Raw genomic sequence first — 13,014 nt, forward strand, 5'->3', positions numbered from 1 at the left:
CTCCTTTAATCAAACGACACAAGAAAGGCAGCCTTCTTGCCCTGTATCCTTCGTTCTTGCATAGTAAAGTGTTTTGATTCCTTTATGGTGGGCATAAAGGTCGATCCGGTTCAGATCGCGTGTCGTCATTGTATCTTTCAGGAACAATGTAAAGCTTATGCCTTGGTCAACGTGCTGCTGAATCGTCGAGATCATGTCGACAACTCTGAACATGTCCATATCATACGCTTCTTTATAGTAGAACCAGTTGCTCGGCGCAAGTCCAGGCATCGGATAGTACGTCTTGGAGTTGCCGTAAGTTCTTTCTTCAATCCGCTCCATGATTGGCATGACTGATGCTGTGCTTGACTGTACATATGAAATGGACCCGGTCGGTGCGATGCACAGTCTGTAGCTGTGGTACAATCCGTGTTCTTTGACAAACTGTTTCAGCTGCTCCCAGTCTTCTTTTGTCGGAATGTGCATGCCTTCAAAAAGCTTGGCCACTTTTTCGAATTTAGGCGAGAAATCTTGTGTCACATACTTTTCGAAGTATTCACCCGTTGCGTAAGCCGAACCTTCGTAGTTATGGTACGTCTCGCCTTTTTCTTTGGCGATCTCGGCAGACCGTTCAATCGAGTAGAAGTTCATCATCATAAAGAAAGTGTTCGCGAAGTCCCTCGCTTCCTCACTTTCGTAGGCGATATTGTTCTGTGCCAGGAATCCGTGCAGGTTCATCGCTCCAAGGCCGATGGATTTCATCGCTTTGTTCGCTTTTTTGACCGCCGGTGCGTTCGTAATGTTTGTCGTTTCAGAAACGTGTGTCAGCGAATCGGTTGCAAGCTTAACCGTCTGCTCAAGCGATTTGTTTTTCATGACGTTCAATATGTTCAATGAACCAAGGTTGCAGGAGATATCAAGGCCGATCTCATCTTCTTGACCGTAGTCTGTGTATGAAGAAACTTGTGAAGCCTGAAGAACTTCCGAGCAAAGGTTGGAAAATTTAACCTTGGAAATATGATTGTTCGCATGCGCGTTGTTGACATTGTCCTGGAACATAATGTACGGATACCCGGATTCCGATCTTAACATCGCAAGCTTTTCAAGCATCTTGCGCGGGTGGACTTTTTCTTTTTTGACGCGCGGATCTTCCACAAGCCTGTCGTACATCTCGTTCATGTCCATTTCATCGAGGTGCTCGCCGTACGCTTTATAAACGGTGTGCGGATAGAATACGTATGCCGCTTTATCCTCTCTTGCAAGCTCGATGAATTTGTCTGGAATGACGACTCCGATGGACAATGTTTTCACCCGGACATCCTCATCAGCCGAAATCTTCTTCGTATCGAGGAAATCGTTGATGTCGCGGTGGAAAATGTTTAAGTACGCAGCGCCTGAGCCTTGTCTTTGTCCCATCTGATCAGCGTAGCGGAATGCGTTGTCAAGAAGCTTCATCACGCCGACGACGCCTTTTGTCGCGTTTTCGACGTCTTTGATCGCTTCGCCTTTCGCACGCAGTTTTGAAAGGTTTAACGATACGCCTCCGCCGAGCTTTGACAGCTGCATCGAAATATCAATCGCTCTCGAGATGTCGTTCAAGGAGTCATTGACTTCCAGGAGGAAACAGCTGACCAGCTCTCCGCGGCGTTTGCGGCCGGCATTTAAGAATGTCGGCGTGCTCGGCTGATACTCCTGGTTGATCATCATTCTGACGAATTCTTTCGCCTTCTCCTTATCCCCGTTAGCAAAAAATAAAGCTACGATAGAGATTCTGTCTTCATAGCGTTCAAGAATTTTTTTCTTGTCGTTTGTCTTCAGCGCATAGTCATTGTAAAACTTAAAAGCGCTCATAAAGGACGGGAATCTGAATTTTTTGGCGTAAGCCTCTTTGAACACTTCCTTGATTTCTTCGAACGTGTAGCGGCTTAAAAACTCTTCTTCATAGTAGTCATTCTTGATTAAGTAATCGATTTTCTCTTTCAGATCATGGAAAAATACCGTATTTTGGTTGATATAGTCTACAAAATAACTATGTACAGCTTCTTTATCTTTATCAAACTGGAATTTCCCGTCTTTTTGGATCATGATCTCATTGTTTAACTGGATCCATTTTGGCACTTGATTTTGTGACAACTCTTTCTACCTCCTGAGTAAACAGTTCAACGTCTTTGGCCGTCCCGCTGAGCTCAAATTTGCCGAGAATCGGAACCTGATACTGCTTCGAAATTTTTTCTGCGCTTTTCGCAAAATTGTCTCCCCACACTCTGTTTCCGCTTGCCGCAACTCCCAAAAGAAGATGGGCGTTTTTCTCAAGAAACATCTCAGTCGTTTTCGGAACTTCCCCAAACCCTGTCGTGTACGTGATCAAAACAAACGGTTCGTCTAGATACTCCTCTGTGCTGACTTTCCGTTTATTGCGAAAAGGCGTCTTATCCACAAAGCGCTGAACGTTTCCCGTTTTTGAATCAAATACGATCTGAATCATCATTATCACGACCTAGTAAAATTGTTTCCGAGTCTTTCAACTCGAACCTTACACAATATATAGTATACTATCATTCAAGAAAACACAATATATTGTGCTCAGGTTGATGAAAGTTCACAATTTGCTTCAGCTTAGGAGGCCTAAGGCCAAAGAAATATGAGTAGAATGAGAGCCGTTCACTCATCCTACTCACAAACCGAAATCTATCATAACACGAAAAAAATTGAGTTAGTAGACTAGACTTTTTCGCTTATTTTTTGTAAGTGTCACAGCACTTGTTCTCGCATACCTCTTTAATATCGGCTTCGATGCCGAGCTCCTTAAGAACTGACTGAACAGCCGTCATGATCGACGCTTCCCTGACAAGTTCTTTTCCGTTGACGAGAATACTTGTGCCGTATTCATAGCAGGAATCATCTTCACACGTCTCTTCCCAATGGTTGATGACGATCTTAGGTTTCATTGTTCGCTCATTCCTTTTCATTTTCAAACTGAATTGATGTAAACACTACTTAGTTTAGCGATTAGATGCCGCTTTGTAAATTTGAATGCTTCGGTCTTTCACAGGATGTAATGACGGCGGCGTTTTAGACGGGGTGTCCGGCAATTGGCCGTCGCTCCTTTTATTCCCTGACTCCTGCTCGGCAGGACCGGCAACGGCCGCAGTTTGTAAAGTCGCCTCGAAAACGGCAAAATCCCAAAACAGTAAACTGTTTCAGGATTTTGTCAGGCAATCTGAAAAGACCATGCCAGGCATGGTCTTTTAGCCGTAAATCGCTATTCGAGTTCGAGCTGAACGTTTTTTTGCGGTGCAAACGTGGAAATGGCGTGTTTGTATATAAGCTGCTGCTTTCCTTCCGATTCAATCAACACTGTAAAGTTGTCAAATCCTTTTACTTGTCCGCGCAGCTGAAATCCATTCAGTAAAAAGACCGTGACAAATGTACTTTCTTTCCGAATCTGATTCAAAAACTGATCTTGAATATTTATCGATTTCATGTTTCTGGTCCTCCTTGTTTCTCTATACCATACTGTTTCGATTAAAGTTCGAGCTTTCCTGCTATGTAAGTGAAAATTTCCTGTTTTTTCTGCTCGATATTGACAGGGGGCGTCATGTCATACCAGGCGACATCCATTTGATTTCTGAACCATGTCAGCTGTCTTTTGGCATAGCGTCTCGAATTCCGCTTCAACGTCTCAACCGCCTCTTCCAAGGACGATCTGCCTTCAAGGTGCGCATAAAGCTCTTTGTACCCGATGGCCTGAACAGACTGGCAATTTCTTATGTTTTCATCATAAAGCTGTTTCACTTCATTCAGCAGCCCCTCATCCATCATCTGGTCTACGCGGCTGTTGATCCTGTCATACAGCACTTCCCGCTCCATCGTCAAACCGATGAGAGCCGTGGTGTATAAAAGCTCTTTCCGCTGGCCTTCCATTTGTTCGGACATCGTTTTTCCTGTCGTATGGAGGATTTCAAGCGCCCTGATGACCCTTCGTTTATTGTTTGGATGAATGGTTTTTGCCGCTTCGGGATCGCGCTCTTTCAAAAGACAGTGAACATATTCGGCTCCCCTCTTGTCAGAGAGCGCCTCCATCTCTGCCCGGAACTCAGGGTCGCCCGCTTCCTCTGTGAATGAATAGTCATAAAGGACAGACTGAATATAGAGCCCGGTTCCCCCGACAATCATCGGAAGCTTACCCCGCCTGTCAATCTCTGCGATTTTTTGTCTGACGATCTCCTGATATTCAGCAACCGAGAAAGATTCCGTCGGTTCTTTAATATCGATCAGGTGATGCGGAACCCCGTTCATTTCTTCTTCTTTGATTTTTGCTGTGCCGATATCCATTCTTTTGTAAATCTGCATCGAATCTCCGCTGATAATTTCCGCATTCAAATGCTCGGCCAGCATCACGCTTAATTTTGTTTTACCGACAGCGGTCGGTCCGATCAAAACGATGACCGGCGGTTTCGTTTTATTCACTGCTGATCACTCTCTTTAAACAAGCTCCTCCCATTATACCATTTCACGTTCAAAAACATCCATTTCATTTTACCCTTTTTCATCATTTTCCAAACATTTCCTCACCAACCTATCGGCTCATTTCCCACGATTTCTCTTGTGTAGCCTTTAAAAATATGCCGATGCCTTTCCTTCATTCCATCGCTTACATACACGACTCCGCCATATCTGATCGGGGGAGCCGCAGAATATGCCAGATAGGTCGTGCCCTCGATTTCATGATAGTGCGTGCCGTCCGCCCGCGGAATCGCGGGCCCCGTAATCGCGTAATACCTGTGGTAATGTCCCTTTTCAAAAGAAGTGATGCCGGAATAAAAATGAACGTGCCCATCTGTATTGCTCCCGTTTGCCGGCTGGGAAAAGCCTTCAATTAGGTGGTAATGGCCATTGGCAGTCGATGTTCTCGCCCTGTAGGCGTGGGCATGGGGAGGCGCTTTTGACCAATCCGACTGATACAGCGTCATGTTTCATTCACTCCTTTTTAAGGGCGGCTTCATTCAAAAATACGACGGGCGCCCAGGCAAAAACGGCTGGGCAGAATACAGTGATGTTAGTCAGGTTTCATTTTATTATTGGAGGGATTTTTTTATGAATCATTTCGAGCAAGCTCCTGTATATTACGACGACAACCAGCGCATCATCGGCAGACCTTTCTTTGGCGGACCTTTTGGGCGACCGTTTTTCGGACCGCGTCCGTTTTTCGGCCCGGGCCCCTTCTTCGGAGGTTTTTTGGGCGGGCTTACTGCCGGAGCGCTTCTCGGCCCTTGGGGATATCCGTATCCGCCGTATCCTTACTATCCTTTTTATTGACAAATAAAGGCTCTTCCAGGGGCCTTTTTACATAACTTTTTTCTTGACTTAGAACTTTTGCATCAATTAAGATGGATTTTACCAACCGGTTAGTAATGCGGGTTTTTTTTATGTCTAAAAAAGAAGAAATCTTTGAAGCGGCCTGATGACGATTGCGGAATAAACCTTTAACACTTTAAAATCGTTTATGGGCGGCGTTTTTTGATATTCGAATGAAAACTGACTTTGTACAAGCGCCCTTGCTGCGGCAGCATTTCTTAAACCGCGGCGTGAGTTGTGTGAAAAGAGGGCTGGCAAATGGTCAAAGTCTTTTGTTTCAATTGGAACTGCTGGCTGACGAAGAGAAAGCTCTCCTTTTGAATCTTGAAATAACATCGATAGAGGAGGATTTCGTATGATTGCAGGCTACATTTTTCTACTGATCGCCATCTTGTCAGAAGCGGCGGCAGCCGCCATGCTGAAAATATCTGACGGGTTCGCGCGCTGGCAGCCGTCGGTTCTCGTAGTGATCGGCTACGGTCTCGCATTTTACATGATGTCACTCACATTGCAGGTCATCCCTCTAAGCCTCTCCTATGCGACTTGGAGCGGAGCGGGCACCGTTCTGACTGCAATCATCGGCGTCTTGTGGTTTCAAGAAAAGCTGAACCGGCGAAATATCGCCGGCATTATCTGTCTCGTGTCAGGCGTTGTCCTGATCAATCTGTCATAAGGAGGAGAATGTCATGAAAGGCATGATCTTTTTGGCGGCTGCCATTTTGTCCGAAGTATTCGGAAGCACAATGCTGAAGCTGTCAGAAGGCTTTAGCGTCCCCCTGCCCGCGGCCGGTGTCATGATCGGTTTTGCGGCTTCTTTTACGTTTCTGAGCTTTTCATTAAAAACACTGCCTTTATCTGCGGCTTATGCGACTTGGGCCGGCACCGGGACGGCTTTGACAGCTGCGATCGGGTATTTTATATTTCAGGAACCATTCAATCTCAAAACTCTTATTGGGCTTGTATTGATCATCGGCGGCGTCTTTTTGCTCAATTCAAAGCATGCTGACGCCGCAGACCAAAAGGCTCAGCTCCCGGTCGAAATCTAATCCGCTTTGGAGACGACAATCTTCGGCTCTAATTCAATGGCGACATTGCCCTGAACCGCCCTTGATATCATACAGGATGTCTCCGCCTTTTCAGCCAGTCTTTCGGCAAGTTCGACCTCTTTTTCCGCCGCTTCTTTCGGAAGACGGATCAGAGGTCTGTGAATGATTTTTTCGTATGTAAACACCCCGCCTGTCACATCGACAACGGCCTCGGATTCCATCGTCAGGCTCTCTTTTTCCAATCCGCTCCTTTCCATCATGGCTGCAAGCGTGATGATATAGCAAGTCGCAGCGGCACCGAGCAGCATTTCGTCAGGGTTTGTCCCTGCCCCCGGACCCTCCATTTCCTTTGGAATTGAAATTTCTGTTTTTAAATTCCCGCTTTCAATCCTTCCGATGTCGTTACGTTTTCCAGGCCAGTCTGCCTGAAGGTAAAAATGATGTTTAGCCATAAAAAATACCTCCTTTTTTTATCCTGCTTTAAAGTCTACCGGTATTTGACCTTTATGTCTGTTGATTTGCCTAAAAAATCGGTAAACCGTGACAGACGTCTAACACACGGGGCATGAGCGGAACATAGAATACAACGAAAATCCGGCAAGAAAGGACGAAAAAAATGGAGAATGTAGAACCTTTACAGCAGACACCGGCTCCCGAACAGCATATGCATATCCCCCAGTATCAGCACGCCGAAACAGCCGTGCACCACATCAAATGTCCGTTGTTTCCGCACTTGAAACATAAGACATTGTGCACGGTTGCGCCTTTTGTTCATTACGGTTTAAATGAAGCGCAAGCCACTTCCTATCACCATGCCATGGAAGAAGTAGCGGCAATGGCTTATTTAATGGGCATGGGTATGGACCCTCACTTGGCCTACTGTACAGTTGAGTCATGGGAAATCAACGAAACATTTTATTAATTAGACTGAACAGTCAAAAATAAACAGAAAAGACCGTTCAGTCTCAGGAACGAGTTAAAGCAGACGCCGGCGTGTTCATTGGCGAAATCAGCCAGTGAACGCGGTTTTTTTCCCGTGATGCGTTCCACTGTATGGTGTGATGCGTTTTTCTTTGCCATTCTTGATTTTCTCGTCTAGTTCCGATATGAAGCTGGCATAATCGGGAGATAATCCTGCTTTTATATACCTTTCCCTCAAAGCGGACACTTCGACATTGACATGCCTGCCGCTCTGCCGATAATTGCCGCAGCTTCAGCATAACTCGAGGCTTCCGGCCCGGTCAAGATATGGCTCGTATTATGCGGCTTTTGATCAAGCAATGCGTGCACAGCCACTTCAGCAATATCGTCTGCATCTATAAACCCGGCTTTGCCGATCCTGACGCCGTGACGATTTCATTTTTCTTCCGAATCGAAGCGCCATGCTGATGGTCAAAATTCTGCAGGAAATATGAAGGCTTTAGCACCGTCCATTCAGGAACATATCGCCTGACCGCGTGATGAAGCTTCCCGAATACGGGTCCGTCTTCATCGATAATTGCAGCGCTGAGCAGAACAATGCGGCGGACGCCGAATGCCGCTGCCATTTCCAAAAGCGGCACAACGAGTGGCGACGGTTTGAATACACCGACAGGCGCAACCAAATATAATGAGTTCGTGATTTTTAATGCGTCTCTGTAAGTTTTTTAATCATTCCAGTCAAAATACACATGTTCCGTTCCGGCCATTGCAGGCATTCTCCGGCTTGCGATCCGGACGCCGGCGCCCGAACGTACAAGCCGTTTGGCGATTCGGCTTCCAGTCGTGCCGGTTCCGCCGGTAATCAATATTGTTTTCTCCACTTTTATCACTCACTTGTTAGGTCATTAAAAAGTCTGCAGCCGTCCCCCGAACGATTCGATGACAATCAAAGGATTCCAATCATCTTTGTAGTGGACAATTTTGCCCTCTTTCATGCTGTTGGTTATAAGGAAGACCCGTCTCGCACACCGTGCCTTCACATTCAAATTCGACTGCCGCCTAGCCCGTATTTGCCATTTGATGAATAGTGGGCGCTGTGAAGCGGACACTATCGATCTTTTCGGGAAAATCCTTTATATATTCGTAAATAGCCGACTTTCCTTCTATTTTTTTAGGAAAACCTGGCGGCGCATACGGATGCTCAAACACCGCGTCTTGATCCCAAAGCTGTATCCACTTTTCCATATCTTTTTCGAGCATCGACTGCAAAAATGGTTCCATCACATCGGTTATCGTATGCGCCATTTTCTTTCCCTTATTTTTTGACCATTCGGTCTAAAATAGTGATAAAAACGAGCGGCAGCCCATCTTCCGTTGACGAAAAAATTCTTTAATCAAGAACAGACAGGCTGACATCGATCAAATCCTGAAGGGCGTCAAAGTCCTCCGTTAACTTCGCCTGAAACGTTAGCGACAGCCGGGTTTGATTTAAAAAACGGGCAACTGCTGAAAGATCTTGGCCGCCCTTCTTTAGTTCCCCCTGTGACTCGGCCCGGACAAGCGCTTTGTAAAAGGCGGTTTCCAGCTGCCTTGTCTGCTTATCAATGTATTCGGCAACCTCTTGATCACGGGGAATTTGTTCAATTGCGCTGTTGATGATATAGCATGCCTTTGAGCGTTCGGGGTCTTTCAGAGCGTTTAAGCTTTCCTGAAAGATCTGCCGAACCGATTGCTTCACTGAGCCGGGGCTTTCAAGCCTGGCGATCACTTGAGCATTTTTATCATCAAGATATCTTGTAAGAGCGGCTATAAACAGATCCCGTTTCGTTCCGAATGTATTGTACAGACTTTGCCTGGCAATTCCCAGGCGGCTGAGCAGCTCTTGCATCGATGCGCCTTCATAGCCGAATTGGCCGAAAACCTCCATTGCTTTATGAAGGACGAGGGCAGCATCGAATTCTTTGCTTCTTCCCAAGCCTTTATCACCTCCTTTATTTGAAGAATACGCTTTTTAGATCGATCAGTCAAGAATTATCCGCTTCACGGATCTATTCACGGTTCCGATTGAGAAAATCGGCGCATGATCCTTCAGCGCCGGTCATAGACATAGCAAAAACCCCTGTCGCATACAGAGGAACAAAAGGAAGTGTGCCCGTTGTTTATTTATACGGTTCAGCCGGGAGATTCATTATTTGTCATCGGTGCCAGGTTCGGAATTTCGATTGACCAGATCCGATTGGCAAACGGGTTGGTCGAAACAAACATTGTCCCCGGACAGGCTCTTTTAATACCGCTTTATACATATACTGTTCAGCCGGGAGACAGTTATAACTCGATCGCCCTCCGGACGTTTGTATCCGCCGAAGCATTGCAAAAAGCAAATCCGTCTGTAACGCCTGCCAATATGAGGCCGGGGATGAAAGTGACGATTCCGGAATTGCCGAAAAAACCGATCACCGCTTTAGGATATTACACATTGAGAAACCCCAGCTTAGACCAGGAATTGATTCATAATTTTGCCCCCTACGCCACATATCTGGCATTTTTTGAATACCACATGTCAAGCGACGGATCGTTAAGCGAGCTGAATGATTCACCGGCCGTACAAACGGCCTGGAGGCGGCGCGTTCCTCCCCTCATGACAGTCACCAATCTGACAGAAACAGGCTTTAGTCCGTCTCTTGCGCACCGCGTATTAAATCAGCCTACCGTAAGAAACCGGCTCATCGACAATATTGTTCAAACGATTTCCAGAAAAGGATATGCAGGCGTCAATATTGATTTCGAACAGATTGTGGAGGAAGACAGAGATTTATTTTCAGGTTTTCTCCGCCTGTTGAAAGAGCGGCTGAAGCCTTCCGGTTATGTGTTGACGGTTGCCGTTCCGCCGAAAACAAATGAAAATATCGCCTGGCTGAAAGGGTATGACTATGGCGGAATCGGCGCAGTGAGCGACCTTGTCTTTATCATGGCATACGACTGGCACCACGGAACAAGCGAGCCCGGCCCCGTCGCTCCGATCAATGAAGTCCGGCAGACGATTCAATTTGCCCTTCGCCATATTCCAAAAGAAAAAATCATTCTCGGCTTTCCGCTTTACGGCTATAACTGGACGCTGCCCTATCAGCCTGGTGCCGTATACCCGGGAATCGCCAACCAAGACGCCGTTCAGCTCGCCATGAAGCACCAGGTACCGATACAATATGATACAAAGTCTGAGTCTCCTTTTCTCCAATACACAGATGAACAAGGCAGAAGGCACATCATATGGTTTGAAGACGCACGCAGCATCGGAAGAAAACTGCAGCTCATCATCGAATACGGACTTGGCGGCGGCGGTGTCTGGCAGCTCACACTCAGTTTTCCGCAAGGAACCTGGCTCTTGACCAAATTCTTTCGCGTCAGAAAAGCCTGACAGCAACATGTAATTTATTGTAAAACAGAAAACAGAATAATCCCGCTAACGAACCTTGATACTAATGATGTGTCCTTCACACAATAACAAATCTGAAAGGAATGTTTGCAATTGAATAATGGGATTCATGAAACATTGGAACTGCATGAGCTGTTAATGTTTAAAAACCTTTGCCTGACTAAGTCATCAACAATGACGGGAATGGTGCAGGATCAAGAGCTTCGCGACATCTTGGAACGGGATGCTTCCCAAACAAAGCATCAGATCGAGCATTTGCAAGGACTGCTGTCAATGAGAGGTGAAACCGTATGAACGAATTCATCCAAAACATGACAGGAATGGGCGCGATGACTGAACAAGTGATAGCGACCGACTTTTTAATCTCAGCGAAAACCGGTGTCAAAAACATTGCCACTGCTATCACAGAAACATCTTCTCCAGAAGTGCGTGAAACGCTTAAGCAGTATTTAAACGACGCGATTGATACTCATGAACAGATCACAAACTATATGATGTCAAAAGGTTATTACCATCCTGCCAATTTATCTCAACAAATTCAAGTTGATACCAAAGCTGCCGAAACAGCTAAAGATCTTCCGCAACTGTAATGAAAACGCGTGAATCCCCCGCAGTCCATACGCGGAGGATTCTTATTTAAACGGTTTCTTCTTTTTTCTCATCATAATCAATGACTGCCTTTGGAAGGGCCGTATATTTCGCCCAGTAAAATACCGCAATCGATCCTGCTGCGATCAAGATTAAATCGACCGGCATCCTCAATAGGCCCATGCCGTTACCGAATGAGCCGAGATACGACAAAATCAAGAGCATGACATAATAACCGACAATCCACCAGCTTGATTTAAGCTGCTGTGCAAACGAAACATCGTCTTGGGGAACATATTTTTTACACGCGCAATAAACGGCAAACATCACGAGCTGCGATCCGAGCAGCCATGACACGGTGTTCCAGCCTGACCAATAGACGATATACGACGCAAATACGAAGGAGACAGGAGCAATGACAGCCATCCCCTTGATTTGCAGAGGCTTGTTGAGCTGCTTGGCATTCACATTCAGCGCTGCCGCTGAAACCGGAGCAATCGCATAGGAAAGAATCAAGGCTACAGAGCAAACATTGACGAGCGCGTCCCAAGACGGAAAAGGAAGCGTCCAAAAAACGGCGAGCGCAAACGACAGCCACAACGACGGACGCGGAATTCCCGTCGATTTATTCACCTTGGCAAACACTTTGAACAACGTGCCGTTCCGCGCCCACGCATAAACCAAGCGCGATGTCGTATTCATAAAAATATTGCCGTTTCCGCCGGGTGATAAGATCGCATCCAGAACGACAAGAGTGGCAAGCCAGCCCATCCCAAGAAGCACCGCGATGTCTTTGAATGGAAGAGAAAATTCCTTGCCGATCGCTTTCCAGCCGTCATTCAGCATATCAGTCGGGATGGCTCCGATAAACACCACTTGCAGTATCGTATAAATGCAAGCCGAAACAATGATGCAAATCAGCAGAGCGACCGGGATGTTCCGCTGCGGATTTTTCACTTCACCGGCGACCGAAACGATCGGATGAAGACCGAGGTATGCAAACATCACCCCGCCGGTCGAAATGGACGCCTGCACTCCGTCAAAGCCAAACGGGGCAAATTCTCCCGCAAAGTTGGCCGACTTAAAATGGAATATCAATACGACAATGATCGTCAAAGGAACAAAATACTTAAAAACCGAAATGATTAAATTTGATTTCGCAAACGCTTTGACACTCCAATAATTGAGTAAAAAGAACAAACAAAGCAGCACAAACTGCAAAAGCCAGCCGATAATCGTCGGCGATTCAGAACCTTTTATCGTCAAACCGGGAAACCAATAAGCTACGTATTGCCTGACAGCGGTCACTTCGATTGAAATCAGGCTTGTATAGGCAACGATCGTGATAAATGAAATCAAGTATCCGACAAGGTGGCCGTGGGTATACACCGGATAGCGGATAATCCCGCCCGTCCGCGGCAAAGCAGCTCCCAGCTCGGCATAAACGAGGCCGATTAAAAGGATAATGACGCCGCCGATAATCCACGAAAAGCTTCCCGCGGGCCCGGCTTTTGAAGCGACATTGCTGACGGCAAACAGCCAAGCCGAGCCGAATATCGCTCCCATGCCGATCAAAATCAGGTCAAGCAGAGAGATCGTTTTTTTGAAATTGCCCTGATTTGACAAATCACTTCCTCCTTTTTAATACATTTAATAGAAGGTAGTATGTTCAAAAAGCGCCTCTGTATA

The 13,014-nt window shown here is 46.3% G+C and carries 16 protein-coding genes and 2 pseudogenes; 7 read left to right on the top strand and 11 right to left on the bottom strand.

Annotated elements, in window-relative coordinates; genetic code table 11:
* Positions 1-9: 9 nt before the first annotated feature.
* The 6 genes from nrdE to QMZ64_RS09985 form a co-directional block, all read right to left on the bottom strand.
* The gene (nrdE, locus tag QMZ64_RS09960; protein ID WP_154998763.1) at positions 10-2,112 is read right to left on the bottom strand and encodes a class 1b ribonucleoside-diphosphate reductase subunit alpha; all 2,103 of its coding nucleotides are present in this window, start codon (positions 2,110-2,112) and stop codon (positions 10-12) included.
* Positions 2,069-2,464, bottom strand: a complete 396-nt coding sequence (gene nrdI / locus QMZ64_RS09965; protein ID WP_011197997.1) for a class Ib ribonucleoside-diphosphate reductase assembly flavoprotein NrdI — start codon at positions 2,462-2,464, stop codon at positions 2,069-2,071. The genes nrdE and nrdI overlap by 44 nt, the downstream gene beginning before the upstream one ends.
* Before the next feature lie 250 nt (positions 2,465-2,714).
* Positions 2,715-2,927, bottom strand: a complete 213-nt coding sequence (locus tag QMZ64_RS09970) for a hypothetical protein (RefSeq protein WP_020451502.1) — start codon at positions 2,925-2,927, stop codon at positions 2,715-2,717.
* A 314-nt stretch (positions 2,928-3,241) separates the two neighbouring features.
* Positions 3,242-3,463: an RNA chaperone Hfq gene (gene hfq, locus QMZ64_RS09975; RefSeq protein WP_020451500.1), complete on the bottom strand. Its 222-nt coding sequence runs from the start codon at positions 3,461-3,463 to the stop codon at positions 3,242-3,244.
* Positions 3,464-3,504: 41 nt separating this feature from the next.
* The gene (gene miaA, locus QMZ64_RS09980) at positions 3,505-4,449 is read right to left on the bottom strand and encodes a tRNA (adenosine(37)-N6)-dimethylallyltransferase MiaA (protein ID WP_301441290.1); all 945 of its coding nucleotides are present in this window, start codon (positions 4,447-4,449) and stop codon (positions 3,505-3,507) included.
* Between the two features lie 101 nt (positions 4,450-4,550).
* On the bottom strand, positions 4,551-4,952 hold the full coding sequence (locus QMZ64_RS09985) for a YmaF family protein (protein ID WP_243940419.1): 402 nt from the start codon (positions 4,950-4,952) through the stop codon (positions 4,551-4,553).
* A gap of 124 nt (positions 4,953-5,076) precedes the next feature.
* On the opposite strand from QMZ64_RS09985, the gene QMZ64_RS09990 reads away from it, so the two are divergent.
* The 3 genes from QMZ64_RS09990 to erbB all read left to right on the top strand — a co-directional run bounded on the left by QMZ64_RS09990 (position 5,077) and on the right by erbB (position 6,383).
* On the top strand, positions 5,077-5,298 hold the full coding sequence (locus QMZ64_RS09990; RefSeq protein WP_265627017.1) for a hypothetical protein: 222 nt from the start codon (positions 5,077-5,079) through the stop codon (positions 5,296-5,298).
* 394 nt (positions 5,299-5,692) lie between these two features.
* Positions 5,693-6,010: an SMR family multidrug efflux transporter EbrA gene (gene erbA / locus QMZ64_RS09995; protein ID WP_003182039.1), complete on the top strand. Its 318-nt coding sequence runs from the start codon at positions 5,693-5,695 to the stop codon at positions 6,008-6,010.
* Between the two features lie 13 nt (positions 6,011-6,023).
* Positions 6,024-6,383, top strand: a complete 360-nt coding sequence (erbB, locus tag QMZ64_RS10000; RefSeq protein WP_243940415.1) for an SMR family multidrug efflux transporter EbrB — start codon at positions 6,024-6,026, stop codon at positions 6,381-6,383.
* Here the strand turns inward: erbB and QMZ64_RS10005 are convergent.
* Positions 6,380-6,835 carry an OsmC family protein gene (locus tag QMZ64_RS10005; protein ID WP_243940413.1) on the bottom strand — a complete coding sequence of 152 codons (456 nt, stop codon included), beginning with the start codon at positions 6,833-6,835 and terminating at the stop codon, positions 6,380-6,382. The genes erbB and QMZ64_RS10005 overlap by 4 nt on opposite strands.
* Positions 6,836-6,999: 164 nt before the next feature.
* Here QMZ64_RS10005 and QMZ64_RS10010 point away from each other — a divergent pair, with 164 nt between their 5' ends.
* On the top strand, positions 7,000-7,305 hold the full coding sequence (locus QMZ64_RS10010; RefSeq protein ID WP_265627018.1) for a hypothetical protein: 306 nt from the start codon (positions 7,000-7,002) through the stop codon (positions 7,303-7,305).
* On the opposite strand, the pseudogene QMZ64_RS10015 reads toward QMZ64_RS10010, so the two are convergent.
* The 3 genes and pseudogenes from QMZ64_RS10015 to QMZ64_RS10025 form a co-directional block, all read right to left on the bottom strand.
* Positions 7,302-8,191, bottom strand: a pseudogene (locus QMZ64_RS10015) (NAD(P)H-binding protein). The gene QMZ64_RS10010 and the pseudogene QMZ64_RS10015 overlap by 4 nt on opposite strands.
* Positions 8,192-8,209: 18 nt before the next feature.
* A pseudogene (locus QMZ64_RS10020) lies at positions 8,210-8,609 on the bottom strand (nuclear transport factor 2 family protein).
* Between the two features lie 85 nt (positions 8,610-8,694).
* Positions 8,695-9,279 carry a TetR/AcrR family transcriptional regulator gene (locus QMZ64_RS10025; protein WP_243940409.1) on the bottom strand — a complete coding sequence of 195 codons (585 nt, stop codon included), beginning with the start codon at positions 9,277-9,279 and terminating at the stop codon, positions 8,695-8,697.
* Between the two features lie 180 nt (positions 9,280-9,459).
* Here QMZ64_RS10025 and QMZ64_RS10030 point away from each other — a divergent pair, with 180 nt between their 5' ends.
* From QMZ64_RS10030 to QMZ64_RS10040, 3 genes are all read left to right on the top strand, one after another.
* On the top strand, positions 9,460-10,719 hold the full coding sequence (locus QMZ64_RS10030) for a glycosyl hydrolase family 18 protein (protein WP_265627019.1): 1,260 nt from the start codon (positions 9,460-9,462) through the stop codon (positions 10,717-10,719).
* Positions 10,720-10,830: 111 nt separating this feature from the next.
* Entirely contained in the window at positions 10,831-11,031 is a 201-nt protein-coding gene (locus QMZ64_RS10035; protein ID WP_023857660.1) for a spore coat protein, read from the top strand.
* Positions 11,028-11,327, top strand: coding sequence for a spore coat protein (locus tag QMZ64_RS10040; RefSeq protein ID WP_020451487.1), 300 nt, complete (start codon positions 11,028-11,030; stop codon positions 11,325-11,327). The genes QMZ64_RS10035 and QMZ64_RS10040 overlap by 4 nt, the downstream gene beginning before the upstream one ends.
* A 46-nt stretch (positions 11,328-11,373) precedes the next feature.
* Here QMZ64_RS10040 and QMZ64_RS10045 read toward each other — a convergent pair whose 3' ends face one another.
* Positions 11,374-12,951, bottom strand: coding sequence for an APC family permease (locus tag QMZ64_RS10045; protein ID WP_265627020.1), 1,578 nt, complete (start codon positions 12,949-12,951; stop codon positions 11,374-11,376).
* Positions 12,952-13,014: the final 63 nt, after the last annotated feature.

Origin of the sequence: Bacillus sp. LB7, assembly GCF_030449715.1 — a bacterium.
Classification (GTDB): Bacteria; Bacillota; Bacilli; order Bacillales; family Bacillaceae; genus Bacillus; species Bacillus paralicheniformis.